Source organism: Bradyrhizobium sp. JHI2711 (assembly GCF_056156565.1).
Genome location: NZ_JBPZPT010000002.1, coordinates 974734 through 997071, shown reverse-complemented (window position 1 = coordinate 997071; position 22338 = coordinate 974734). Strand labels below are relative to the sequence as shown.

Annotated in this window: 24 protein-coding genes; 6 read left to right on the top strand and 18 right to left on the bottom strand. The window is 65.1% G+C overall.

Going from position 1 to position 22338, the window contains the following annotated elements:
* Nucleotides 1-9: 9 nt before the first annotated feature.
* The 3 genes from ACTEK7_RS17225 to ACTEK7_RS17215 are packed head-to-tail and all read right to left on the bottom strand — an operon-like array spanning nucleotide 10 to nucleotide 3114.
* Entirely contained in the window at nucleotides 10-1098 is a 1089-nt protein-coding gene (locus ACTEK7_RS17225; protein WP_035997137.1) for a Zn-dependent alcohol dehydrogenase, read from the bottom strand.
* A gap of 44 nt (nucleotides 1099-1142) precedes the next feature.
* Complete coding sequence (locus ACTEK7_RS17220) at nucleotides 1143-2927, bottom strand: acyl-CoA dehydrogenase family protein (protein WP_225146259.1); 1785 nt, start codon at nucleotides 2925-2927, stop codon at nucleotides 1143-1145.
* Nucleotides 2911-3114: a hypothetical protein gene (locus ACTEK7_RS17215; RefSeq protein WP_035997131.1), complete on the bottom strand. Its 204-nt coding sequence runs from the start codon at nucleotides 3112-3114 to the stop codon at nucleotides 2911-2913. The genes ACTEK7_RS17220 and ACTEK7_RS17215 overlap by 17 nt, the downstream gene beginning before the upstream one ends.
* Nucleotides 3115-3148: 34 nt before the next feature.
* Between ACTEK7_RS17215 and ACTEK7_RS17210 the strand changes: the two genes are divergently transcribed.
* The 3 genes from ACTEK7_RS17210 (at nucleotide 3149) to ACTEK7_RS17200 (ending at nucleotide 5046) form a co-directional block, all read left to right on the top strand.
* A complete protein-coding gene (locus ACTEK7_RS17210; RefSeq protein WP_225140827.1) occupies nucleotides 3149-3850 on the top strand; it encodes an SDR family oxidoreductase in 702 nt (233 codons plus the stop codon).
* 115 nt (nucleotides 3851-3965) lie between these two features.
* Entirely contained in the window at nucleotides 3966-4796 is an 831-nt protein-coding gene (locus ACTEK7_RS17205; protein WP_225146258.1) for an enoyl-CoA hydratase, read from the top strand.
* Nucleotides 4797-4875: 79 nt separating this feature from the next.
* Entirely contained in the window at nucleotides 4876-5046 is a 171-nt protein-coding gene (locus tag ACTEK7_RS17200) for an RNA polymerase sigma factor region1.1 domain-containing protein (protein WP_225146257.1), read from the top strand.
* A gap of 142 nt (nucleotides 5047-5188) precedes the next feature.
* On the opposite strand, the gene ACTEK7_RS17195 is transcribed toward ACTEK7_RS17200, so the two are convergent.
* Nucleotides 5189-5812 (bottom strand): GNAT family N-acetyltransferase, encoded by a 624-nt coding sequence (locus tag ACTEK7_RS17195; RefSeq protein WP_225146256.1) that lies wholly within the window; start codon nucleotides 5810-5812, stop codon nucleotides 5189-5191.
* 68 nt (nucleotides 5813-5880) lie between these two features.
* Nucleotides 5881-6084, bottom strand: a complete 204-nt coding sequence (locus tag ACTEK7_RS17190; protein ID WP_128266734.1) for a DUF1127 domain-containing protein — start codon at nucleotides 6082-6084, stop codon at nucleotides 5881-5883.
* Between the two features lie 110 nt (nucleotides 6085-6194).
* Here ACTEK7_RS17190 and ACTEK7_RS17185 point away from each other — a divergent pair, with 110 nt between their 5' ends.
* Complete coding sequence (locus ACTEK7_RS17185) at nucleotides 6195-7094, top strand: transcriptional regulator GcvA (RefSeq protein WP_036020936.1); 900 nt, start codon at nucleotides 6195-6197, stop codon at nucleotides 7092-7094.
* A gap of 144 nt (nucleotides 7095-7238) precedes the next feature.
* On the top strand, nucleotides 7239-8567 hold the full coding sequence (gene tcuC / locus ACTEK7_RS17180; RefSeq protein WP_036020933.1) for an MFS transporter: 1329 nt from the start codon (nucleotides 7239-7241) through the stop codon (nucleotides 8565-8567).
* A 188-nt stretch (nucleotides 8568-8755) separates the two neighbouring features.
* Here tcuC and ACTEK7_RS17175 read toward each other — a convergent pair whose 3' ends face one another.
* From ACTEK7_RS17175 to ACTEK7_RS17165, 3 genes are read right to left on the bottom strand one after another with little or no spacing between them, the layout of a single operon-like run.
* Nucleotides 8756-9169, bottom strand: coding sequence for a Rieske (2Fe-2S) protein (locus ACTEK7_RS17175; protein ID WP_035997113.1), 414 nt, complete (start codon nucleotides 9167-9169; stop codon nucleotides 8756-8758).
* A gap of 51 nt (nucleotides 9170-9220) precedes the next feature.
* Nucleotides 9221-10333, bottom strand: a complete 1113-nt coding sequence (locus ACTEK7_RS17170; RefSeq protein WP_225146255.1) for an amidohydrolase family protein — start codon at nucleotides 10331-10333, stop codon at nucleotides 9221-9223.
* A gap of 25 nt (nucleotides 10334-10358) precedes the next feature.
* Nucleotides 10359-11417 carry an amidohydrolase family protein gene (locus tag ACTEK7_RS17165; RefSeq protein ID WP_225146254.1) on the bottom strand — a complete coding sequence of 353 codons (1059 nt, stop codon included), beginning with the start codon at nucleotides 11415-11417 and terminating at the stop codon, nucleotides 10359-10361.
* Between the two features lie 145 nt (nucleotides 11418-11562).
* Here ACTEK7_RS17165 and ACTEK7_RS17160 point away from each other — a divergent pair, with 145 nt between their 5' ends.
* Nucleotides 11563-12045 carry a CinA family protein gene (locus ACTEK7_RS17160; protein ID WP_035997104.1) on the top strand — a complete coding sequence of 161 codons (483 nt, stop codon included), beginning with the start codon at nucleotides 11563-11565 and terminating at the stop codon, nucleotides 12043-12045.
* Between the two features lie 337 nt (nucleotides 12046-12382).
* On the opposite strand, the gene ACTEK7_RS17155 is transcribed toward ACTEK7_RS17160, so the two are convergent.
* The 10 genes from ACTEK7_RS17155 to ACTEK7_RS17110 form a co-directional block, all read right to left on the bottom strand.
* Nucleotides 12383-12850, bottom strand: a complete 468-nt coding sequence (locus tag ACTEK7_RS17155; RefSeq protein WP_225146253.1) for a hypothetical protein — start codon at nucleotides 12848-12850, stop codon at nucleotides 12383-12385.
* A 135-nt stretch (nucleotides 12851-12985) separates the two neighbouring features.
* On the bottom strand, nucleotides 12986-13261 hold the full coding sequence (locus ACTEK7_RS17150; RefSeq protein ID WP_035997098.1) for a DUF1488 family protein: 276 nt from the start codon (nucleotides 13259-13261) through the stop codon (nucleotides 12986-12988).
* Between the two features lie 79 nt (nucleotides 13262-13340).
* Nucleotides 13341-14810, bottom strand: coding sequence for an AMP nucleosidase (locus tag ACTEK7_RS17145; RefSeq protein WP_074447674.1), 1470 nt, complete (start codon nucleotides 14808-14810; stop codon nucleotides 13341-13343).
* Nucleotides 14811-14978: 168 nt separating this feature from the next.
* Nucleotides 14979-16310: an HlyD family type I secretion periplasmic adaptor subunit gene (locus ACTEK7_RS17140; RefSeq protein ID WP_036020913.1), complete on the bottom strand. Its 1332-nt coding sequence runs from the start codon at nucleotides 16308-16310 to the stop codon at nucleotides 14979-14981.
* A 10-nt stretch (nucleotides 16311-16320) separates the two neighbouring features.
* Entirely contained in the window at nucleotides 16321-18069 is a 1749-nt protein-coding gene (locus ACTEK7_RS17135; protein WP_035997082.1) for a type I secretion system permease/ATPase, read from the bottom strand.
* 254 nt (nucleotides 18070-18323) lie between these two features.
* Nucleotides 18324-18593 (bottom strand): GlsB/YeaQ/YmgE family stress response membrane protein, encoded by a 270-nt coding sequence (locus tag ACTEK7_RS17130; RefSeq protein WP_109142276.1) that lies wholly within the window; start codon nucleotides 18591-18593, stop codon nucleotides 18324-18326.
* A 102-nt stretch (nucleotides 18594-18695) separates the two neighbouring features.
* Nucleotides 18696-19673 (bottom strand): ABC transporter ATP-binding protein, encoded by a 978-nt coding sequence (locus ACTEK7_RS17125; RefSeq protein ID WP_035997077.1) that lies wholly within the window; start codon nucleotides 19671-19673, stop codon nucleotides 18696-18698.
* On the bottom strand, nucleotides 19670-21085 hold the full coding sequence (locus ACTEK7_RS17120; RefSeq protein WP_225146252.1) for an amidase: 1416 nt from the start codon (nucleotides 21083-21085) through the stop codon (nucleotides 19670-19672). The genes ACTEK7_RS17125 and ACTEK7_RS17120 overlap by 4 nt, the downstream gene beginning before the upstream one ends.
* The gene (locus ACTEK7_RS17115) at nucleotides 21082-21279 is read right to left on the bottom strand and encodes a hypothetical protein (RefSeq protein WP_225129039.1); all 198 of its coding nucleotides are present in this window, start codon (nucleotides 21277-21279) and stop codon (nucleotides 21082-21084) included. The genes ACTEK7_RS17120 and ACTEK7_RS17115 overlap by 4 nt, the downstream gene beginning before the upstream one ends.
* Entirely contained in the window at nucleotides 21276-22337 is a 1062-nt protein-coding gene (locus ACTEK7_RS17110) for an ABC transporter ATP-binding protein (RefSeq protein ID WP_225146251.1), read from the bottom strand. Before ACTEK7_RS17110 ends, ACTEK7_RS17115 begins: the two co-directional genes overlap by 4 nt.
* Between the last annotated feature and the right edge of the window lies 1 nt (nucleotide 22338).

Genomic DNA, 22338 nt, shown 5'->3' with positions numbered 1-22338 from the left:
TAACGGCCGCTAGCTATCGAACACGATCACGCTGCGCAGCGTCTTGCCTGCCTTCATGTTGGCAAAACCCTCGTTGATCTCGGAGAGCTTCAGCTTGGCCGAGATCCAGTCTTCCAGATGCAGCCGGCCGCGCAAATAGAAGTCGACTAGGCGCGGCATGTCGACCCGAAAGTGGTTCGAGCCCATCGAGGAGCCCTGGATCTTGCGCTCGCGCAGAAAGTCGAAGCCGTGCAGCTCGATCTTCTGCCCAAACGGGATCATGCCGACGATGGTGGCGGTGCCGCCGGAGGCGAGCATCGCAAAAGCCTGCTCGGCCGTCTCCTTGCGGCCGAGCACCTCGAAGGAATGATGCACGCCGCCATTGGTGAGGTCGCGGACCTGCTTCACGACATCGCCGTCGGCCGGGTTGATGATGTCGGTCGCGCCAAGCTTGGTCGCGAGCTGGAGTTTTGCGGGATTGGTATCGATGGCGATGATACGGCCGGCGCCGGCGATCTGCGCGCCGTTGATCGCGGCCATGCCGACGCCGCCGCAGCCGATCACCGCCACGGTCTCGCCGGCCGTCACCTTCGCCGTGTTCACCACCGCGCCATAGCCGGTGATTACACCGCAGCCGATCAGCGCGGCGAGATCGAGCGGCATGTCCTTGCGGATCTTCACAATGGCATTCTCGTGCACCAGCATCTGCTCGGCGAAGGAGGAGAGATTGAGGAACTGGTGCAGCTTCTCCGGCTTCGACCATTGCATCCGGTTGGAGACGCCCGGCAGCATCTTCACCGTCGCGTCGGTGCAGAGCACGGTGCGGCCGGTCGTGCAATTGTCGCAGGTGCCGCAGAAGACGGAGAGACATGTGACGACATGGTCGCCGGGCTTCACATAGGTGACATCGGAGCCGACCTGCTCGACCACGCCGGCGGATTCGTGTCCGAGCACTGCCGGCAGCGGATGCGGATAGAGCCCTTCCATGAAATGCAGGTCGGAGTGGCAGAGGCCGGCGACGGCGGTGCGGATCAGCACCTCGCGCGGTCCCGGCTTCGGCAGGCTGATGTCCTCGATGACGAGCGGCTGGTTGACTTCATAGAGGACGGCGGCCTTCATCGAACACTCCCTATCGCGCTTTTTGTTTGATCGCAGCGCGCAGCCTACGCCGCCAGAACCAGTTCGCCAACCTCGCTCATGCCGGCTGCGCGATCGCCGAGCAGCAGTTCGGCCATCTTCGCCTGCGCGGCATTTTCCGTCAGCCGGAACGGATCGTTCGGCGCCACGCGGTGGTCGGTCACGAGGCGCGACAGCAGCAGCCGGCGTGCATCGCCGCGCATCTCGTAAATGCGGTGTGCTTCCCAGGCGAGCGCGACTGCGCTGGCGACGTGATAGAGCGCGCTGGTGGCGCGGCGCGCATCGGCTTCGTTCTCGGACTTGGCCGCAACTTCGCGTGCGAAGCCGACGGCGCGGTCGGTGAGGCCACGCAGATGATCGCGCCAAGCCTGCGGCACCGAGGCGCTGTCGCCGAGCCGGGCGTGCAGATCGGCTGCGAGCGCGGATTCCGCGCCGTGGCGGCCTACTGCGCGGCGGAGCGCATCGATCGCGACGATGTTGCCGGTGCCTTCCCAGACCGAGCCGAGATGCGCATCGCGCAACAGGCGGGCGGTGGCGAATTCCTCGATATAGCCGATGCCGCCGCGCATCTCGAGCGCATCGCCGCAAACCTTGCGCGCATCGCGCGTGGCGCGGAACTTCAGCGTCGGCGTGAGAATGCGCAGCAGCGCCGCGGCATCCTGGCTGCCGGCCTCGGCACGGTCGAGGGCATCAGCAGTGAGGAAGCTCATCGACAGGCCCTGCTCCACCGGCAGCATGATCTTCAGCATTTGTCGCCGCCCCAGCGGCAGATCGATAATGCGCTGGCCGAACACGACGCGGTTGGTCGCCACCGTCATCGCGTCATGATAAGCGCGGCGCATCAGCGCGGTGGACTTGACGCCGTTGGAGAGCCGCGAGGAGTTCACCATCTCGGCCATCTGCACGAAACCGCGGTCGAGCTTGCCGACAGCGTAGGCGATCGCGCCTTCAAGCTTGATCTCGCCAGAGGCCATCGAGCGGGTGCCGAGCTTGTCCTTGAGGCGCACGATCCGGTAGTGGTTCTGCGAACCGTCGTCGAGGAAGCGCGGCATCAAAAACAGGCCGACGCCGCGCGTACCGGGGCCGGCGCCTTCAGGGCGCGCCAACAGCATCACGACCTTGGCGTCGGCATTCGAGCAGAACCATTTCTCGCCATAGAGGCGCCAATGGTCGCCTTCCTGCACGGCTCGCGTGGTCAGCGTGCCGACATCGGAGCCGCCTTCCTTCTCGGTCATGAACTGGCCGCCCTGGGTCAGCTTGCTCATGTCGGTCGAGGTCAGGCCATCCAGATATTTCGCCTTGAGCGCCTCGCTGCCGAAATTCGCCAAGAGCTTGGCGCAGCCATCGGTGACGTTGATCGGGCAGCCCATGCCGAATTCGGTCTGGTTGAACAGGAAGGTGAAGGCGTGCTTGGCCACAACAGGGTATTTGTCCGGCCAGCCCATGATGCCTTTGCGGATTGAAAGCGCGTGGATGCCGAACTCGCCGAACGCGGCGTTCTCCAGCTCGCGATAGGCCGGATGATATTCGATCCATTGCACGTCGCGGCCGAACTTGTCGCGCTGGTGCAGGATGGGCGTGTGCCGGTCGGCGAGCCGCGCGCATTCGTCGAGATGGCCGCCGGCGAGCTCACCGAGCCGGTCGAGATGCGGCTCGATGTGTCGGAACAGATTCTCCGGCAGATGGATGCGGAGCAGGTCCCTGAGCGCGGGATCGGCGCGGTAGAAATTCATGCCCGACGTATCGGGCGCCAGCAGGCCGGAGGGTGCGGCCGCGATATCTTTTGGCTGCGCTTTAACCGGTCCGGGCATGATCGTCCTCTTCGTTTCCGTCCGACGGCAATTCTTTGCGCTTGCCGCTTTGGATGATGTCGATCATGCTCCAGTCGCGGACAGCGATAAAGCCGCAAAATGTCAGGGCGGCATGATCGCCGCGAGGGAGCAACTCGCCCTGCGGAATTGTGATCGCGCCGGCTGGTTGTCTGCGCGGACCATGCATAGATCAGCGGCTCCTACCTCCGAGAGATCACGCCATGGAACACCCGAAGTACAAGATCGCCCTCATCGTCGGTGCCGGCGAAGGCCTCAGCGCATCGCTGGCGCGCCTGCTAGCGGCGCAGGGCATCCGCATCGCGCTCGCCGCACGCAAGATCGAGAAGCTTGGCGCGCTCTGCACCGAGACCGGGGCCAAGGCCTATGCCTGCAACGCCACCGAGCCCGACGAGGTGGAGCGGCTGTTCGGTCTGGTCGAGCGCGAGATCGGCACGCCCGACCTCGTCGTCTACAACGCCTCCGGCCGCACGCGCGGGCCGTTCGTCGATCTCGTGCCGGCCGACGTCGCGCAGGCGATTGCGGTCAGCGCCTATGGCGGCTTCCTGGTGGCGCAGCAGGCCGCCAAGCGCATGCTGCCGAACCAGCACGGCGCGATCCTGTTCACCGGCGCCTCCGCCAGCGTCAAGGGCTATGCGCAGTCCGCTCCCTTCGCGATGGGCAAGTTCGCGCTGCGGGGCCTTGCCCAGAGCATGGCGCGCGAACTCTCGCCGCAGGGCATCCATGTCGCGCATTTCGTCATCGACGGCGGCATCAGGAGCGCCGCGCGGACGGATCCGGCGGACAAGCCGGACTCGATGCTCGATCCCGACGCGATCGCACAGAGCTATTGGAACGTGCTGCAGCAGCCGCGCAGCGCCTGGAGCTGGGAGCTGGAGCTGCGGCCCTGGGTGGAGAGGTTTTGAGGGCACACTGCCGTAGCGTGGGCAAAGGCGCGAAGCGCCGTGCCCACGATCTCGAACTTTAGAAATAATGGTGGGCACGCTTCGCTTTGCCCACCCTACGAGACCGGGAGGGACAATGACCACGGAAACCACCATCGACACCGGCACCAATGAGCTCCTCTGCACGATCCGCGACCGCGTCGCTGTGATCACGCTGAACCGGCCGGAGGCGCGCAATTCGCTGTCGGACGCGCTGACGCCGGCGCTGCGCACGATGATCCGGAGCTGCGGCGAGAATCCCGATGTCGGCGCACTGCTGCTGACCGGCGCGGGCGAAGCCTTCTGCGCCGGCGGCAACGTCAAGGGCATGGGTGCGCATCGCGACAAGGCCAAGCTCGACATGTCCTTTGACGACAAGGTCGCCGACCTGCAGGAGCGGCAGCGGCTGCTCACCGGCGCGCTGGTGTCTGTGCGCAAGCCGACGATCGCTGCGCTGCCCGGCCCCGCGGTCGGCGCCGGGCTCGCCATCGCCATGGCCTGCGACATCCGCATCGCCGCGCAATCCGCCTTCGTCGCCACCGGCTATGCCCGCATCGCGCTCAGCGGCGATTATGGCATCGCCTGGTTGCTCACTCGGCTGGTCGGCACCGCGCGGGCGCGCGAATTGATGTTCACCGGCGAGCGCGTCGATGCCGCGCGCGCCGAGGCGATCGGCCTCGTCAACCGCGTCGTGCCCGACGACAAATTGCAGACCGAGGCCTTCGCACTGGCCAAATCGCTCGCCGAAGGCCCGCGCCTCGCGCTCCGCTACATGAAGGACAATCTCGACGAGGCCCTGCTGTTCGACTTCGAAACCGCGCGCGACCACGAGGCCGAAAGGCTGGTCCGCCTCACCACGACCGCCGACCACAAGGAGGCCGTGCAGGCCTTCATCGAAAAGCGCAAGACGGTGTTCACGGGGAAGTAAGCGCCGCTCCATTCGGAGCTGCGTGGTCTCAACCATTCGACCATTCCATATAGTAGGGACCCTATTTTGGGAGTGCTGAATGGATTGGTCTGAAGTGGTCCGGAAGGCCGCCATCCTGGCGGAGAAGACTGGCTATGTTACGTTCGATCAACTCAACGAGTTGATCCCGTCAGCTGAGGCGGAACCGGAAGACATCGAGGCCATACTCACCGCTTTAAGCGAGCAGGGTATCTGGCTCGAGGAAGAATAGGCCTTATCGCAGCTCGGATGGAGCGAAGCGTATTCCGGGAAGGTCTCGCTTGTGGCCCGAATCCCGCATTGCGCTACGCTCCATCCGGGTACCAAGAACAAAAAGCCCGGCTCTGGCTTGGCCAGGCCGGGCTGCAGTCATGTCAGGCCGAGGCTGAGGGGCTGTCGGCCTGACGGGAAAGGGCGGCGAGCCGCCAGCTCGCACAGGGAATGTCTTGCGGAGCGAGGTTGATCTCCTTGTCGAAGCGCACCAGCTTCCAATCGTCCGGATGGTTGACGAACGTGAAGCCGGCTTTGCGCGCGAGCGAGACCATGGTCTCGTTGGCGCGCAGCGTGTCGCCGTAGATGTGCTCGGCGCCGAGCGCGGCGGCGCGGCATTCGAGATTCTTCATCAGCGCGGTGGCGATGCCGTGGCCCTGCCAGCGGTCATCGACCGAGAGGCCGAACTCGAGGGTCGCGGTCTCGGCATGGAAGGCATAGCGCGCTTCGGCGACGATGGTCTCGAAGCCGTCGACCATCATGGTCGCCACGATGGTGAAGCGATCGCGCTCGCCGACCTCGAGGAAATCGTGCAGCAGGCCCTTCGGCAATTCGCTGATCGCACCGAAGAAGCGGTTGTAGCGGGAGCGGGTCGAGAGCGCGCGGAAATAGTGCTGCAGCTCGTCGGTGTCGCGCGGCTCGACGAAGCGGACATTGAGCCGCTCATCGTGCCGGGTGCGCAGCACGTCCGAATATTGCTTGAGGTCTTCGAGGCGAAGGGTGCTCATGACACATGCCCTGCGGAAAGGGGACCGCCGGCGCCCCTGTGCTCAGGCGGCGCCGGCCTGGCGGCCTATCAGGCCCGCCAGAAGGGTTTCTCGGCCTCGTAGGCAATGTCGGACCAGGACAGCCCGACGTCCTGGAGATCGCGGGCAGTCCAGTGGGTCAGCTCGCGCCGGGTCCGGTAGCGCTCGTGCCAGACGTGAAGGACCTCGCCGATCTGGTAGAGGACGCCCTGTGCATGATGATTTGTCATCGAATTGTCGGTCAATGTAGACATTTTCAGCTCCTGGAGCTAAGTTGACCGCTAATATCTGCCTTCTGCTGCGCCGCGACAAACGACAATTTGTACCTTTTCGCATGAAATAACGTCATGCATCCTGCTGCCAAATGACTGCCAGATTGCCCTCCCTGAACGGATTGCGGGCGTTCGAGGCCGCCGCGCGCCATCTCAGCTTCACGCTCGCAGCCAGCGAGCTGAACGTGACCCAGACCGCGATCAGCCATCAGATCCGCAGGCTGGAGGAGGAGCTCGGCATCCGCCTGTTCATCCGGCAGAACCGCGCGCTGGCGCTGACGCCGGAGGCGCGCGACTATTTGCCGGGCGTCCGCGCCGCCTTCAACGATTTGCGCCTCGCCACGGACCGTCTCCTGCGCAAGGACGACGACAAGGTGCTGACAGTGTCGACGCTGGCCTCGCTCGCCGCCAAATGGCTGCTGCCGCGGCTGACCGATTTCCAGGAGCAGCACCCCGGCATCGATGTGCGCATCACCACCTCGACCAGCCTCGTCGACTTCCAGCGCGACAATGTCGATGCCGCGATCCGCTATGGTCGCGGCCAATGGCCGGGCCTGCGCGCCGACTGGCTGATGGCGGACGAGCTGTTTCCGGTGTGCAGCCCATCGCTGCTGCGCGGCGACAAGCCGCTGCGCCGCCCCGAGGACCTGCGCAACCATCCGCTGCTGCACACGTCGAGCACCAACAGCGACGACTGGCGGCTGTGGCTGACCGCGGCGGGCCTGCCGGCCGATATCGCAAGGCACCCCGGCATCACCTTCGACATGATCTTCATGACCATCCAGGCCGCCATCGACGGCATCGGCGTCGCGATGGGACGGACCTCCTATGTGCAGGACGACATCGCCAAGGGCCGGCTCGTGGTCCCCTTCAAGATCGCGCTGCCGGCGGACGCCGGCTTTTACCTGGTCTCGCCCGAGGGCCGTCGTGAGGCGCCAAAGCTGGTCGCTTTTCGCGACTGGATGATCGCTGCAGCGCAAAATAAAGCCTGAAAATTCATCAGCTTCCCCGGCGAAATCGGTTGACTCGCCTCGCCCCGCGCGGGAAGGGGTATGGCAGATTGTCGCAGCATCAATCTGTCGCCTTGCCGAGAGAACGATTCTCGGCCGGCCACGCCTTTCCAAGGGGAGAACGCCATGGCTGGATCAGCCGCATCGACCAATCCACCCGCAATCAAATCGCGCATCGGCGCCATCCTGCGCGCGACCTCGGGCAATTTCCTCGAGCAGTTCGACTTCTTCCTGTTCGGCTTCTATGCCGCCGCGATCGGCAAGGCGTTCTTCCCCTCCACCAACGAGACGGCCTCGCTACTCAACACGTTCGGCGTGTTCTGGCTCGGCGCTCTCATGCGTCCCGTCGGCGCGATCGTGCTCGGCGCCTATATCGACCGCATCGGCCGCCGCCAAGGCCTGATCGTCACGCTCGGCATCATGGCCTTCGGCACCGTCGTCATCGCGTTCTGCCCGAGCTACGCGACCATCGGCATCGCCGCGCCGGTCATCGTGCTGATCGGCCGGTTGCTGCAGGGCTTCTCGGCAGGCGTCGAGCTCGGGGGCGTGTCGGTGTACCTCGCCGAAATTGCAACGCCCGGCAATCGCGGCTTCTACACCTCGTTCCAATCGGCGAGCCAGCAGGTCGCGATCTTCGTGGCCTCGATCCTCGGCTTCATCCTCTCGGAGGTGATGCCGGCCGACTTGGTGGCCGCCTGGGGCTGGCGCATTCCCTTCTTCGTGGGCTGCCTGATCATTCCGCTGATCTTCATCCTGCGGCGGACGCTGGAGGAGACGCCGGCCTTCCTTGCCATGAGAAAGCATCCGACGACGCGCGAGGTGTTCGCCTCCGCACTCACCAACTGGCGCATCGTCGTGCTCGGCATGATGATCGCGATCCTGACTACGACGACGTTCTATTTCGTCACCGTCTACACGCCGACCTTTGGCAAGACTGTGCTGAAGCTGTCGACGCAGGACGCGTTGCTCGTGACATTGCTCGTCGCAGTGAGCAACTTCATCTGGAATCCGGTCGGCGGCGCGCTGTCCGATCGCATCGGCCGCAAGCCGGTGCTGCTCGCCATCGCCGGCCTCTCTCTCGTCACCGCCTATCCGGCGCTGCACTGGCTGGTGGCCGCGCCGACGTTCGGCAAGCTGCTCGCGGTCGAGATGATGTTCTCGTTCTATTTCGGCGTCTACAGCGGCACCATGCTCGGCGCACTCGTCGAGATCGTGCCGGCGCATGTGCGCACCACCTGCTTCTCGCTCGCCTTCGCGCTCGCCGCCGCCCTGTTCGGCACCTTCACGCCGTTCGCCTCGACCTGGCTGATCGAGCGCACCGGCGACAAGGCCGCGCCCGGCTTCTGGCTGATGTTCGCCGCCCTGCTCGGCATCATCGCGGCCTCGACGGTGTATCGCGGCGGCGGCACAGTGCCGGCCTATGATGCGGTGCCGGAGCCGGTGGCGGGGCGCTAGACGGTGTCATTTCGGGACGCGCACTCTCTTCATCTCTCCCCGCTTGCGGGGAGAGGTCGAATTCGATCGCAGATCGAATTCGGGTGAGGGGGTACAGATATCTCGACGACCGCTCGTGTTGAGAGAGGCCCCTCACCCCAACCCTCTCCCCGTAAGAACGGGGCGAGGGAGCGCACCGCCGGTGCGGCTTAGATTTCGACCACCACGTAGTCGCTCTCGACTTTCACCGGGATGGTCTCGGCGACATACGGCCCCTTCACCACGCTGGCGCCCGGCTCGACATGGGCGGGATAGGCCTTCACGCGGAAACGGCGGGGGTCGCAATAGGATTGGCCGGTGCGGATGTCGAACTCCCAGCCGTGCCATGGGCAGCGGATGATCTCACCTAACTTGGTGTATTCGATCTCGCCGGGGTTGCTCGACTGTGCGAGACCGATCAGCGGGCCCTCACACAGCGCCGCGCCTTGATGCGGGCAGCGGTTCATCAGGCCGAAATATTCGCCCTTGATGTTGAAGACTGCGATCGGCCGCCCGTCGATCTCCAGGAATTTTCGCGTGCCGGGCGGAAGCTCGTCGACCGCGGCAATCACATGCCGCGCCATGCTATGTTTTCCGCATGATCTGACCGAAAAACCGCTTCACACTTTTTCGGATCATGCGGTTATCCCGTACAGCTTCTTTGCGTTGCCGAGATAGAACGCCTCGCGATTGTCCTCGCTGACTCCCGCCGGCAGCACGCGCGACGGCTCGTCATAGTCCCAATGCGGATAATCGGTGGCGAACAAGAGACGATCCCAGCCGATCCATTTGATGACATCGAACAGATCCTCGCGCCTTTCAGGATCTTCCATCGGCTGCGTCGTCCACCACACCTGCTCGCGGATATATTCCGACGGCGGCCGTTTTACATGCGGCACCTCGCTCCTGAGCCGCTGCCAGGCCTTGTCCAGCCGCCACGCCAGCGACGGCGCCCAGCCGAAGCCGGCCTCGATCATCACCATCTTCAATTTCGGGAAGCGCTCGAACACGCCCTCCAAAACCAGGCTCGCAAGCGCCGATTGCTGGCACTGCGAATGCCCGACCATCTCCTCGATGTAATAGGACGGCCAGCCTGAGGGTGTGATCGGATTGCCACCGAAGCCGAAGGCGTGGACGCCGACGGGAAGGCCGGCCTCTTCCGCAGCCTGATAGATCGGCCAATAGCGGCGCTGGCCGAGCGGCTCGACATTGCGGCTGAGCAGCAGCACCTGCACGAAATTCTTGTCCCCGGCGCGCTCGCGGATCTCGGCCGCAGCCGACAGCCCATCCTCATTGCCCACGACGATGGAGGCCTTCAGCCGCTTGTCCTTGCTGGTCCATTTGTCGATCTGCCAATCGTTGATCGCCGAGCACAGAGCGGCTGAGAGCTCGTGATTGCGGATGCCCTGCCCGGTGTTGAGTGGATTGAGCACGCCCAGCTGCACGTTGTTGGGATCGAGCAATTGCTTCTGCATGAAGGCGAGCGAGGAGCCCTGCGGGCCGCCTTCCGGCGGATAGGCATCGCGGCGCGAGGCGTTGGGCTGGGCCTTCGGATAGGGCGGGCCTTCCATCATGCCCTGATAGGCATGGACGCCGTAAACCTCGAGATGGTGCTGCCAGCGTTTGGCGAGGTAGGGGTAGAGCTCGGTCTGGGTCGTACGCGCCGGATGGATGTCGCAGTCCGCGATTGCGGTTTTGACGTTCAGTGGGGAAGCGGCTTCTTGGTTCTCGCGGAACTGGATATTCATCGCCTTGCCTCCTTTGGCAGCGGGCTCATTTCAGGCGGGGATAGGTTGCATGCGGATTGTCGATCATGATCTTGCGCACGAGATCGGGGGACAGACCTTCGGGCAGCGCGTCCTGGCCGTCGAACTGCCAGTGCGGATAGTCCGTGGAGAATAGGACCAATTCGTCGGACTGCATATGATCAAACAGGCGAATTAATGTCTGAGGTTCCGGCGGCGCATCAAATGGCTGTAACGAGAAACGGATGTTGCTGCGCACAATCTCCAGCGGCGCGCGATCGACCCACGGCGTCTCCATCCGTACCCCGCGCCAGAACTTGTGCAGGCGCCACAGATAGGGCGCGATCCAGGACACGCCGGACTCCAGCATCACCATTTTCAGCCGCGGATATTTGGCGAACACGCCCTCGACGATCAGGCTGGTGAGCTGGGTCTGGAACGCCTGGGCCTGCCCAACATAATCCTCGATGTGATAGGACCCCCAACCCACGGCGGTCGGCGGATTGTGATAGGCGGAACCGGCGTGGATGCCTACCGGGAGTTCCAGACGTTCCGCGGCCTCGTAGATCGGCCACAGCGCGCGCTTGCCGAGCGGCGTATCGCCCATGACCAGCATCAGCACCTGCACGAAGCGCTCGTCCGGTGCACAGCGCTCGATCTCGGCAACGGCTTTCTCGACGCTTTGCGTGGGGATCACGATGGAGCCGCGCAGCCGCGAGTCGCGATCGAGCCATTCCTTTGCCAGCCAATCATTCAGCGCGCGGCAGAAGGCGGCCTGCATGTCTTCCGAAAACACCATCTGCACGCCGTAGAGCGGATTGCAGATGGCGTATTCGAGCTTGAAAGCATCGAGCACGTGACGCTGCATGGCCGCCAGACTCTCGCCGGGCTTGCCGGTCTCGGGGCGCCAATCCGGCCGCGCGGTAATCGGCGAGTTCTGCGGATAGGATTGCGAGATAAGGTCGACCATGCCGCGCGTCGTGACCTGATCGCGCCAATAATCGTTCAGGTACGGCAGCAGGCTGGTCAGATGCGGCACGGCCGGATGCACGTCGCAGTCGATGCCGCCGGCGATCAGGGACGCCATCACGTCTCCCTTCTCACGTTTCCTCGCATGTCTCTTCTTGTCCCCGCCATTCAAGCAGGCCTGCCCGCCGCCCGCAACTCGGCCAAGCGTCCTGTCATATGCTAGGAAGGCTGAGCTCGGTTGCGAAGGAATGAGGGGTTACGACATGAAAGAGCTCGTCGGCATTGCGGAACAGGTCGCCGCCAAACTGATCGCGCGCAAACAGACCATTGCGGTTGCCGAATCCTCCGCCGGCGGCCTGATCGCGGCCAGCCTGCTCGCGGTGCCCGGCGCATCCGCCTATTTCCTCGGCGGCGCGGTGGTCTATACGCGCGATGCCAGGCGCGTGCTGATGGATATTTCGGACGAAGGAATGAAGGGCTTTCGGTCGTCGTCGGAGCCCTACGCGCAATTGCTGGCCGAGCAGATGCGAACGCGCTTCGACAGCGACTGGGGCCTGTCCGAGACCGGCGCCGCCGGCCCCACCGGCAACCGCTACGGCGATTCGGCGGGCCATAGCTGCATGGCGGTTGCAGGGCCCGCGTCAGAGGTGATGACGCTGGAGACGGGAAGCAACGACCGGTTCGGCAACATGCAGGTATTCGCTGCGACGGCGCTGAAGCTGTTGTTGAGAAAGCTTGAGGGATGAGCGGAGCCCACGCTCATCTCACCATCGATACCCCCGCTCAGGGGCAAGACAAGCTATTACCGGGTTCGCGGCACAGCTTCGCGCGGACCTCGACGACATCGATCTTGTTATCCCTGGCTCGCCGCAGGCGCGAGGCGTAAGCCGAGTAAACTCTGTCTACTGACAGCAGATTGAGCTGCTTCTTGATGGCCGCGCTGCACATCAAAGCGGGGTTGCCGCCGAGGTATCTCGACTCTGCCCCGAGCTCCTGCCGGGTGAGCTCCGCGAAAGGCCCCCGACGCAATTGCATCTCGATCGCTCCGAGCTCCTCGTCACCAGCCTGCACCCGGGCGACACCCTATGTCTTGCGTTCGAAACCGTTCGCGATCGCCGCCCCGTGAGCCGCCCCGAGCTCTGCAAGCTCTTGTGCTGCGTCCGAAAACTCGCCGCGCTGGGAACCCGCCATGAGGAAGGACTTGCATGCCAATGGGTCGCTCATCAGCTTCAGAAGGGCTGTCAGCTCTGCCCGGTCCACCGCATTGATGTGTTCGTCATCGGCATAGGCTTCCATCTCGTTCGCCAGAATGATGTTGAGCACGCCATTCGCGGCGGGCCATCCGCCTTCATTGAACGCCGCCTCGGTCTTTCGGAGCAAGACCTCCCGGAGGGCGGGATCGCTGCGGGCGATAGACGCCGCCAGTGGGAATCGCGCGAGGTTCTGATCGAAATCGCGTGCAAACCCGCTGGGCCCGGAGAGGCTGGCATATGCCAGATTTCCGGCCAGCAGGGCGACGGCGACGAGCAGCAGGAGTGATCTTCTGGTCATGCGAGAATGTTGGCGTGAAATACCGCGAGACATCATCGCACGCCGGGGTCGGCGCCATCCATTGCAACTACAGGCTGCCGTTAACGAATCCTTTCGCAGCCCTTTCACCGCCTGGCAGATCGCATGCAGGCTGGCTTATTTTGCCAAATGCCGCATGAAAATGCGCACCACATAGCCCGGGAATCGCGGTGCCTCGTCGTAGAGGTCCGACGCGATCCGCTCGATGGTCTCGCGCAGCGACAGGAATTGCGCCTGCCGTGCGCTGCTTTCGGTGCCCTGCATGCCCGCGAGCTCGTCCATCGCGGCGTCGCTGATCTGGCACTGCACGACCTCGCCGTCGTTCAACATGGTGAAGCGAAAGGCCAGCCGTTCCAGATCATGGCCAATGATCTTGTGGCGCATGAGCGGCATCAAGTCGTCCCGGTCGAGCCCCGCGTCGGACAATGCTGAAAATCGCTGCGCTTGTCAGCAGCAAAGTGCGGCTTCGGCCCTACTGGAACGCCACTTCGGCAAAGCTGCGGAGCTTGCGCGAATGCAGCCGTTCCGATTCCTGCTGCTTGAGCCGCTCCAGCGCCTTCAGGCCGATCTCAAGGTGCTGGCCGACGCGGCGGCGGTAGAACTCGCTGGCCATGCCCGCGAGCTTGATCTCGCCATGCAGCGGCTTGTCGGAGACACACAGCAGCGTGCCGTAGGGAACGCGGAAGCGGTAGCCATTGGCGGCGATGGCGGCCGATTCCATGTCGAGCGCGACCGCGCGCGATTGCGACAGCCGGCGGATCACCTCAGGCCCGGAAATTTCCCAATTGCGGTTGTCGACGCTCGCGACCGTGCCGGTGCGCATCAGGCGCTTGAGCTCGAAGCCTTCGAGCCCGGTGACGTCCTCGACCGCCTCCTCGAGCGCGACCTGCATCTCGGCCAGCGCTGGGATCGGCACCCACAGCGGCAGCTCGCGATCGAGCACGTGATCCTCGCGCACATAGCCGTGCGCGAGCACGTAATCGCCGAGCCGCTGCGTGTTGCGCAGGCCGGCGCAATGGCCGAGCATCAGCCAGGCATGCGGCCGCAGCACCGCGACGTGGTCGGTGACGTTGCGCGCATTGGACGGACCGGTGCCGATGTTGATCAACGTGATGCCGCGATAGCCAGGTGCGACCAGATGGAAGGCCGGCATCTGCGGTGCGCGAGCCGGCGCGGTGCCGCTGATCGCGCCGCCGCTGTTCGTGATCACGTTGCCGGGCGCGACGAAAGCTTCGAGCCCGGCTTCGCCGGACTGCAGCCGCTGCTGGCACGCTTGCGCGAAGGCATCGACATAGAACTGGTAGTTGGTGAAGATCACGAAGTTCTGGAAATATTCGGGATCGGTGCCGGTGTAGTGATAAAGCCGGCGCAACGAGTAATCGACGCGGGCGGCGCGGAACAGGGACAGCGGCTCCGGCGTATCAGGCTGGAGCTCGAAAGTGCCGTCGGCGATCGAATCGTCCATGGTCGCGAGAACGGGCACGTCGAACGCATCGCGCAGCGAGCGTGTCACGGGCGAATTCTCGCTGGTGGTGATCGCGGCTTCGATATTGATGTCGCGCCGATAGGCGAAGTGGATCGGGATCGGCTCGGCGGACTCGCCGATCTCGACGGGCACGCCGTGGTTCTGGATCAAGAGGCCGATCTGCTCGGTGAAATAGCTGCGGAACAGATCCGGCCGCGTCACGCTGGTTTCATGCACGCCGGGTCCGGCGACGAAGCCGTAAGCAAGGCGCGAATCCAGCCGCGCATGCGTCGCAGTGGTGATACGGACGAAGGGATAATAGGCGCGAACCCGCATCGTGATCGCTTCCCCGCCGACATAGGCTTCGAACCGGTCGCGCAGGAATTTCGTGTTGCGCTCGTAGATTTCCTCGAGGCGGGCAACGGCGAGGGACGCGTCGGAGAAGGATGCGGTGGGGATGGAGGGAGGAGATTGCATGGTTCGACCGCCGGGTGATTGGGCCTAAGTCGAACTATAGCAAAGAAGGCGGTGTTGTAGGGTGGGTTAGCGCAGCGTAACCCACCACTTCCGCATCCTCGGTTAGAGAAGCGGTGGGTTACGGCTTCGCCTAACCCACCCTACGAGACCACGACGCGCTGTCGTGCGTCACTTCTCGCGGAAGGCGCGCATCAGCTGGTCGTGAAGCGGCTTCATCAGATAGGACAGCATCGTGCGGTCGCCGGTCTGGACGAAGGCTTCCACCGGCATGCCGGGGATCATCTTGACGTCGCCGAGCCTGGCGATCTCTTCCGGCGGCATCGAGACACGGATGGTGTAGTAGCCTTGGCCGGTGCGCTGGTCGGTGGTGACGTCGGGCGAGACGCGGCTGACGACACCGTTGAGCTCGGGCGTGGTGCGCTGGTTGAACGCGGACAGGCGCAGCAGCGTCTTCTGGCCGATCTGGAGCTTGTCGATGTCGACCGGATTGACCTTGGCCTCGACCTGGAGATCGTCGGTCTGCGGCACGATCAGCATCAAGGTATCGCCGGCCGTGACGACGCCGCCGATCGTGTGCACCGTCGATTGCAGCACCATGCCATCCTGCGGCGCGCGGATGTCGACGCGGCGGAGCTGGTCTTCGGCCGCGACCTTGCGCTCGATCAGCTCGCCGATCTTGTCGTTGGTTTCGCGCAGGTCCTTGGAGACCTCGCTGACCACGTCCTTGTCGATCTGGATGATCTGGAGCTCGGTCTCGGTGATCTTGCCCTTGGCCTGGGCGCGCGCGGCGATGTACTGCGCGCGCTCGCCGTTGAGGCGGGCCGAGTCGCGCTCGAGCTGGGTCAGGCGCGAGATCTGCACAAGACGCTTCTCGTAGAGCTCACGCACGCCGGTGAGCTCGTTCAGCACCAGCGCGATCTCCTGGTCCTTGGCTTTTTCCTGGGCGCTGAGACCGGCGATCTCCTCGTTGAGCTGCGTGATGCGTTCGCGGAGCTGCGCCTTCTGCCCGGTGCGGCCATTGACGCGGACCTCGAACAGCTTGGTCTCGGCCGCAAGCAGCGCCTTGACGTCGGGATCGCCCGCCCGCTCGATGAGGCCTTGCGGGAACTCGATTCGGTCGAGGCCGCGCTGCTCGGCCTGCAATCGCGCCGCACGCACCTGCGCCGCATCGAGGTTCTTGGTGACGATGGCAAGATTGGCCTTGGTGACGGTGTCGTCGAGCCGCACCACGATGTCGCCGGACTTGACCAGGTCGCCGTCGCGGGCGCGCACCTCGCCGACCACGCCGCCGGTCGGATGCTGCACCTTCTTGACGTTGGATTCGACCACGATCTGGCCCGGCGCAATCAGCGCGCCCGAGATCAGGACGGTCGAGGCCCAGCCGCCGAGGCCGACGACCAGGACCAGCACGATCACAAGGCCGAGCATCAGGTGGAACCTGATGGAGTCGCGGACGGTCTTCGCGGCCGCCTTGGTGCCGCCGATGGCCAACGTGCTCATGGCTTCGTGCTCATGGTTTGGCCACTCCGCCTTCGCTGACGATCTTGATCGGCGCCGGCGGCGTCACGCGCGGCTGCAGCACCTGGGCGAGCACCTGCTCCTTCGGCCCAAAGGCCTGCATGCGACCGTCGCGCAGCACCAGGATCTGGTCGACCGCCTCGACGCCGATCGGGCGGTGCGCCACCACGACGACGATGGCACCGCGCTCGCGCGCCGAGCGGACGGCGCGGGTCAGCGCCTCGTCGCCTTCGGTGTCGAGATTGGAATTGGGCTCGTCGAGCACGATCAGGAAGGGGTTGCCGTAGAGCGCGCGCGCCAGCGCCACGCGCTGGGCCTGGCCTGCGGAAAGCGCGGCGCCCTGCTCGCCGACTTGGGTGTTGTAGCCCTCGCGCATCTTGATGATCATCTCGTGCACGCCGGCCTCCTTGGCTGCGGCGATGATCGCCTCGGAGGTGGCCTCGGGATCGAACCGGCTGATGTTCTGCGCGATGGTGCCGCCGAACAATTCGACGTCCTGCGGCAGATAGCCGATATGGCGGCCGAGCGCGTCGCTCGTCCATTGATCGAGCGCCGCGCCGTCGAGCCGCACCTTGCCGCGCACCGGCTGCCAGACCCCGACCAGCGCGCGGATCAGCGACGACTTGCCGGAACCGCTCGGGCCGATCACGCCAAGGCCGTTGCCGGCGGCGAGCGCGAAGGTGACATCCTGCACCACGAGACGCTGATCGCCGGGCGGCACCATGGCGACGCCTTCGACCGAGAGCCGGCTGGTCGGCGCCTGCAGCTGGGTCGGCATCGCCTGCGCCGGCATCTGCTCCAACAGGCGCGTCAGACGCTGCCAGCTCTGGCGCGCCGCGACGAAGGATTTCCAATGCGCGATGGCGAGATCGACCGGCGCGAGCGCGCGGGCGGACAGGATCGAGCCGGCGATGATGATGCCGGCCGTCGCCTCCTGGTGGATGACGAGATAGGCGCCGACCGCGAGCACGGCCGATTGCAGCATCATCCGCAGCACCTTTGCGACCGCGCCGAGACCACCGGCGACGTCGCTCGCCCGCTGATTGCCGGCGAGGTATTTTTCGTTGGCCTCGCTCCAGCGCTGGTTCATCCGGCCGGCCATCCCCATCGACACCATCACTTCGGCGTTGCGGCGGCTGGCCTGGGCGAGATCGTTGCGCTGGGCGGCGAGGCCCATCGCTTCCTTCGCCGGCTGGCGGGACATGAACTCGGTGACCAGCGTCAGCCCGACCAGGATGATGGCACCGACCAGCGCGGTGACGCCGATCAGGACATGGAAGGCGAAGCAGATGGCGAGATAGAGCGGCAGCCAGGGCAGGTCGAAGAATGCGCTGGGGCCCATGCTGCCGAGGAAGGAGCGGACATTGTCGAGATCGCGCAGCGGCTGCAGGCCCTCGTTGCGGCTGCCGACCAGCAGCGGCAGGCGCACGATGGTGTCGAACACGCGCTTATTGAGGGCCTCGTCGAGCGCGGTGCCGATCCGCCCCAGGATGCGGTTGCGGATCATGTCCAGCACGCCCTGCGCCATGTAGAGGAAGCTGGCGAGGATGATCAGGCCGACCAGGGTGGGGATGCTGCGGCTCGGCAGCACCCGGTCATAGACCTCCAGCATGAAGATCGACCCGGTCAGATAGAGCAGGTTGATCATGCAGCTCATCAGGCCGACGCCGATGAAGGCCGTGCGACAAGCGCGCAAGGCGTCACCGAGCTCCGAACGGCGGACGCCAGGGATGGCTGCCATCAGTCTGATCTCTTTCGGCTAACGGGCAAAGCCCTGATTTCAAAGGCGATTCAAGGAGTACTCGCCTTGGATTAACATCTGTTTTCCGGCCGTCCAACGCGGTCGAATTTAATCCGAGGCCTCATGGGCCACATCTACCCCCGATAGCCTTCCGCGCAAGTCCGGAATTCCACAGGCTTGCGGCTTTTTCTTGCAGGCTTTCAGCCGCTTCCGCGAAAAGCGCGGCTCAAGTTCCGCTCAGCCGAATGCAGAGGCTAGAGCCGGCCCCCGCCGCGCACAAGGCGTACCACCAGCAGCAGGATGACCGCGCCGATGGCAGAATAGACAATTTGGGAGATCAAGCCGCTGCCGAGGCGGATGCCGAGCTTTGGAAACAGCAGGCTCGCCACCAGCGCACCGCAGATGCCGATCACGATGTCGCCGATCAGGCCGAACCCGGCGCCCCGCACGATCTTGCCGGCGAGCCAACCGGCGACGAGACCGACGAACAGGATGACGAGAAGGCCTTCGTTGGAAATGTACATCCGTGAGGTCCCTCTCCGTGAAAGGCGCCATGGAACGGGAACCGGAATGAACGGGGTGTGAATGCTGGAAAGGCTCGCACAGCCCGGTTCAACTCATCCGAACTATGACAGCACGGTGGCCGGCTCCGCCAGGACGCATCTGGCGGCCCGACCCGGCCCGACCGCGACATTCCCGGGCAATTGCTCCAGGCAGCGCGGCTCGGCGAGCTTGCAGCGGGGAGCGAAGGAGCAATTGTGCGGCTTCTCGGCCAGCGACGGCGGCGTGCCGGGGATGGTCTCCAGCCGCTGTCCGCGCTTGGCGCCGTGGATGGTGGAGGCGAGCAGGCCCTTGGCATAGGGATGCACCGGCGAGCGGACGATGTCGCGCAAGGTGCCCTGCTCCACGATCTGGCCCGCATACATCACCGCGACGCGGTCGCAGATCTCGATGGCGACGCCGATGTCGTGGGTGACGAAGATGACGGACATGCCGAACTCGCGCTGCAGCTCCCGCAGCAAGAGCAGAATCTGGATCTGCACGGTGGCATCGAGCGCCGTCGTCGGTTCGTCCGCCAGCAGGATTTTTGGCCGGCAGGCCAGCGCCAGCGCAATCATCGCGCGCTGGCGCATGCCGCCGGACATTTCGTGCGGATAGGCATCCAGCCGGCGCTTGGCCGAGGGAATGCGCACGACCTCGAGCATCTCCAGCGCCCGTGCGCGCCCTTCTGCAAAGCTCTTGCCTTCGTGGCGCACCACGCTTTCGGCGATCTGCGCGCCGATCGTGTAGACCGGATCGAGCGCAAGCGCCGGCTCCTGGAAGATCATCGAGACGGTCTGGCCGCGGAACGACGACAGCTGCTCGTCGTTCATGGCCAGCACGTCCTGTCCCATGACGTTGACCGTCCCCGAAATCTGCGTGCGCTTCTTCGGCAATAGGCGCATCAAGGCACGCAGCGTCACGCTCTTGCCCGAACCGGATTCGCCGAGCAGGCCCAGCACCTCGCTATTGCCGAGCGAGAGACTGAGATCGTTCACGGCATAGACCGTGCGCTCGCCGGTGAAGCGGATGTTGAGGCCTGAGATCTCGACGAGGTTTCTCATGACGGCAGCTTCGGCAATCGGTCGTGATAGTCGGTGACGCGCTGGTACGCGGCGCCAATGGTCAGCAGGGTGGCTTCGTCGAAGGAGCGGCCGATCAGCTGCATGCCGACCGGCAGGCCGGTCGTGGTGAAGCCCGAAGGAATGGTCAGTGACGGCAAGCCCAGGAAATTCACCGGGCGGGTGAACAGCGTCAGCCGCTGCAACAGCGCCGGCGCGTTCGGGCCGCCGCCGACGTCGCTCTCCTCGATCGTCGGCGCCGGCACCGGGGACGCCGGCGCGATCACCGCATCGACGCCTGCCGTCGCGGCATTGTGGGCCGCGAGCGCCGGCCCGCGCCAACGCATCGCCTCGAGATAGGTGATGGCGGGAACGGCGAGGCCGTTCTGAAGCCGCATCAAGACCTGCGGGCCATAGTCCTGCGGGCGCTCGATCATCCAGCGCTTGTGGAAGGCGGCGGCTTCCGCGGCGAGCACGAGCTGGCTGGCCGAGGACAATTGCCGCTGGTCCGGCAGCTCGACCTTGACGATGTCGGCGCCCTCGCGCTTGAGCACCGCGATGGTCTCGTCCAGCACGCGCGCGACCTCGCTGTCGAGATCGTCGACATAGAACGAGGCGGGCACGCCGATCTTGAGACCCCTCAGCGAAGCCTTGGTGGCTGCGACGTAGTCCGCGAGCGGCTCGTGGCTGCAGGTCGAATCGGCGGGATCAGGCCCGGCCATCAGCGCCAGCAAGAGCGCGCAATCCTCGGCAGTGCGGGCCAGCGGGCCGACGGTGTCGAGCGATTGCGACAGCGGCATTGCGCCGGCGCGGCTGACGCGGCCCACCGTGGTCTTGAGCCCCGTGACGCCACAGAAATGCGCGGGCATGCGGATCGAGCCGCCGGTGTCCGAGCCAAGCGCCGCATAGGTCAGGCGCGCGGCCACCGCCGAGCCGGAGCCGGATGAGGAGCCGCCGGTGATATGGGCGACGTTCCAGGGATTGCGCACCGGACCGTAATGAGCGTTGTGCCCGGTCGGGCCATAGGCGAACTCGGCGAGATGCAGCGTGCCGAGCCGGACCTGGCCGGCGTCCTTGAGCCGCTGCAAGGCGGTGGACGTGACGTTCGGCACGAAGTCGCGGCGGATCAGCGAGCCGCAAGTCGCGACGTGGCCGGCATCGTAATACATGTCCTTGTGCGCGAGCGGCACGCCATGCAGGGGACCGCGGACATTGCCCTTGGCGAGCTCGGCATCGGCGGCATCCGCCGCTTTCAATGCAGCCTCGGCCTCGATCGACATGAAGGCGTTGAGATGCGGCTGCCACTGCGCGATGCGCTGCAGCAGCGCCCGCGTCGCCTCGTGCGAGGACACCTGCTTCATCGCGATCGCGCGCGCGACCTCGGTGAGCGTCATCAAGGCGGGCTCGCGGCTCATTTCGACACCTTCTGCGTCTGCGCGAGCCCGTAAGTTGCGGGCTCCAGATCGAACGGCAGCGTACCCGCGATGGCGGCGAAGCCCTCGAAGGCGGGGCCGATGGCGCTGGAGATGCGGGTTGCGATCTCGTCGTCCACGGGCACGCCGGCGATATGCGCGATCGGCTTGATCTCTTTCGGTGTCGGTCTCGTCATGCGGTTTCTCCCCTGGGGGCGCGGCTGTGGCCTGAACCCGGTATCGCCATGTAGCACGCGGCCTCGTGGCCCATATTATCCAGCGCAGTGAGCTTTGGTGTCGCATTTGCGCAGAGCGGCTCCGCAAACGGGCAACGGGTGTGGAAACGGCAGCCCGACGGCGGATCGATCGGATTGGGCGGATCGCCCGTGATCGGCGGCGTCTCGGTGCGCCTGTCGGGGTCCGAAGACGGCATCGCCGCGAGCAGCGCCCGGGTGTAGGGATGGGCCGGGCTGTCCCAGACCTGGTCGACCGGGCCGAGCTCGACGACCTCGCCGAGATACATCACCAGCACGCGGTCCGAGATGTAGCGCACCACGTTGAGGTCGTGGCTGATGAAGAGATAGGTGAGGCCGAATTCGCGCTTGAGATCGGCGAGCAGGTTGAGCACCTGCGCCTCGACGGATTTGTCGAGCGCCGAGACGGCTTCGTCCAGGATCACCAGCCGCGGCGACAGCGCCAGCGCACGGGCGATGTTGACGCGCTGGCGCTGGCCGCCGGAGATCTCGTGCGGATAGCGGTTGGCGAAGTTTTCCGGGCGCAGGCCGACCTTGCCGAGCAGCTCTCGCGCCAGGTTGCGCGCCGCGCCATCGGCCATGCCATGGACCTTTGGACCGAAGGCGACGGATTCCTCGATCGTCAGGCGCGGGTTGAGCGAGGCGTAGGAATCCTGGAACACCATCTGCATGCCGCGGCGCAGCTCGCGCAAGCTTAGCGACTGGCCGACGGTCATGCCGTCATAGATGATGTCGCCGTCATCGCGCGGCATCAGGTGCATCAGGAGCCGCGCGGTCGTGGACTTGCCGCAGCCGGACTCGCCGACGATGCCGACCGTCTCGCCCTTGGCGACGGAGAAGGAGACATTGTCGACGGCACGCACCGTGCGCTTGGCGGAGAACAGGCCGCCGCGCACCGGGAAATGCTTGGTCAGGCCGTTGACCTGCAGCAGCGGCTGCGCGAGCCCACCGCGGTCCTCGACCGGCTCCAGCATTTCGACGGAGGTGTTGGTTTCGCTCATG

Excerpts from the sequence above, each read along its gene's own strand:
- ACTEK7_RS17135 (WP_035997082.1), bottom strand. The coding sequence starts at position 18,069 with ATGGCAGCCATCCCTGGCGTCCGCCGTTCGGAGCTCGGTGACGCCTTG.
- ACTEK7_RS17160 (WP_035997104.1), top strand. The coding sequence starts at position 11,563 with ATGAAAGAGCTCGTCGGCATTGCGGAACAGGTCGCCGCCAAACTGATC.
- ACTEK7_RS17115 (WP_225129039.1), bottom strand. The coding sequence starts at position 21,279 with ATGACGAGACCGACACCGAAAGAGATCAAGCCGATCGCGCATATCGCC.
- ACTEK7_RS17130 (WP_109142276.1), bottom strand. The coding sequence starts at position 18,593 with ATGTACATTTCCAACGAAGGCCTTCTCGTCATCCTGTTCGTCGGTCTC.
- ACTEK7_RS17170 (WP_225146255.1), bottom strand. The coding sequence starts at position 10,333 with ATGAATATCCAGTTCCGCGAGAACCAAGAAGCCGCTTCCCCACTGAAC.
- tcuC (WP_036020933.1), top strand. The coding sequence starts at position 7,239 with ATGGCTGGATCAGCCGCATCGACCAATCCACCCGCAATCAAATCGCGC.
- ACTEK7_RS17125 (WP_035997077.1), bottom strand. The coding sequence starts at position 19,673 with ATGAGAAACCTCGTCGAGATCTCAGGCCTCAACATCCGCTTCACCGGC.
- ACTEK7_RS17165 (WP_225146254.1), bottom strand. The coding sequence starts at position 11,417 with ATGGCGTCCCTGATCGCCGGCGGCATCGACTGCGACGTGCATCCGGCC.
- ACTEK7_RS17220 (WP_225146259.1), bottom strand. The coding sequence starts at position 2,927 with ATGCCCGGACCGGTTAAAGCGCAGCCAAAAGATATCGCGGCCGCACCC.
- ACTEK7_RS17155 (WP_225146253.1), bottom strand. The coding sequence starts at position 12,850 with ATGACCAGAAGATCACTCCTGCTGCTCGTCGCCGTCGCCCTGCTGGCC.
- ACTEK7_RS17210 (WP_225140827.1), top strand. The coding sequence starts at position 3,149 with ATGGAACACCCGAAGTACAAGATCGCCCTCATCGTCGGTGCCGGCGAA.
- ACTEK7_RS17225 (WP_035997137.1), bottom strand. The coding sequence starts at position 1,098 with ATGAAGGCCGCCGTCCTCTATGAAGTCAACCAGCCGCTCGTCATCGAG.
- ACTEK7_RS17205 (WP_225146258.1), top strand. The coding sequence starts at position 3,966 with ATGACCACGGAAACCACCATCGACACCGGCACCAATGAGCTCCTCTGC.
- ACTEK7_RS17110 (WP_225146251.1), bottom strand. The coding sequence starts at position 22,337 with ATGAGCGAAACCAACACCTCCGTCGAAATGCTGGAGCCGGTCGAGGAC.
- ACTEK7_RS17200 (WP_225146257.1), top strand. The coding sequence starts at position 4,876 with ATGGATTGGTCTGAAGTGGTCCGGAAGGCCGCCATCCTGGCGGAGAAG.
- ACTEK7_RS17190 (WP_128266734.1), bottom strand. The coding sequence starts at position 6,084 with ATGTCTACATTGACCGACAATTCGATGACAAATCATCATGCACAGGGC.
- ACTEK7_RS17140 (WP_036020913.1), bottom strand. The coding sequence starts at position 16,310 with ATGAGCACGTTGGCCATCGGCGGCACCAAGGCGGCCGCGAAGACCGTC.
- ACTEK7_RS17185 (WP_036020936.1), top strand. The coding sequence starts at position 6,195 with ATGACTGCCAGATTGCCCTCCCTGAACGGATTGCGGGCGTTCGAGGCC.
- ACTEK7_RS17145 (WP_074447674.1), bottom strand. The coding sequence starts at position 14,810 with ATGCAATCTCCTCCCTCCATCCCCACCGCATCCTTCTCCGACGCGTCC.
- ACTEK7_RS17215 (WP_035997131.1), bottom strand. The coding sequence starts at position 3,114 with ATGCATGGTCCGCGCAGACAACCAGCCGGCGCGATCACAATTCCGCAG.
- ACTEK7_RS17175 (WP_035997113.1), bottom strand. The coding sequence starts at position 9,169 with ATGGCGCGGCATGTGATTGCCGCGGTCGACGAGCTTCCGCCCGGCACG.
- ACTEK7_RS17120 (WP_225146252.1), bottom strand. The coding sequence starts at position 21,085 with ATGAGCCGCGAGCCCGCCTTGATGACGCTCACCGAGGTCGCGCGCGCG.
- ACTEK7_RS17195 (WP_225146256.1), bottom strand. The coding sequence starts at position 5,812 with ATGAGCACCCTTCGCCTCGAAGACCTCAAGCAATATTCGGACGTGCTG.
- ACTEK7_RS17150 (WP_035997098.1), bottom strand. The coding sequence starts at position 13,261 with ATGCCGCTCATGCGCCACAAGATCATTGGCCATGATCTGGAACGGCTG.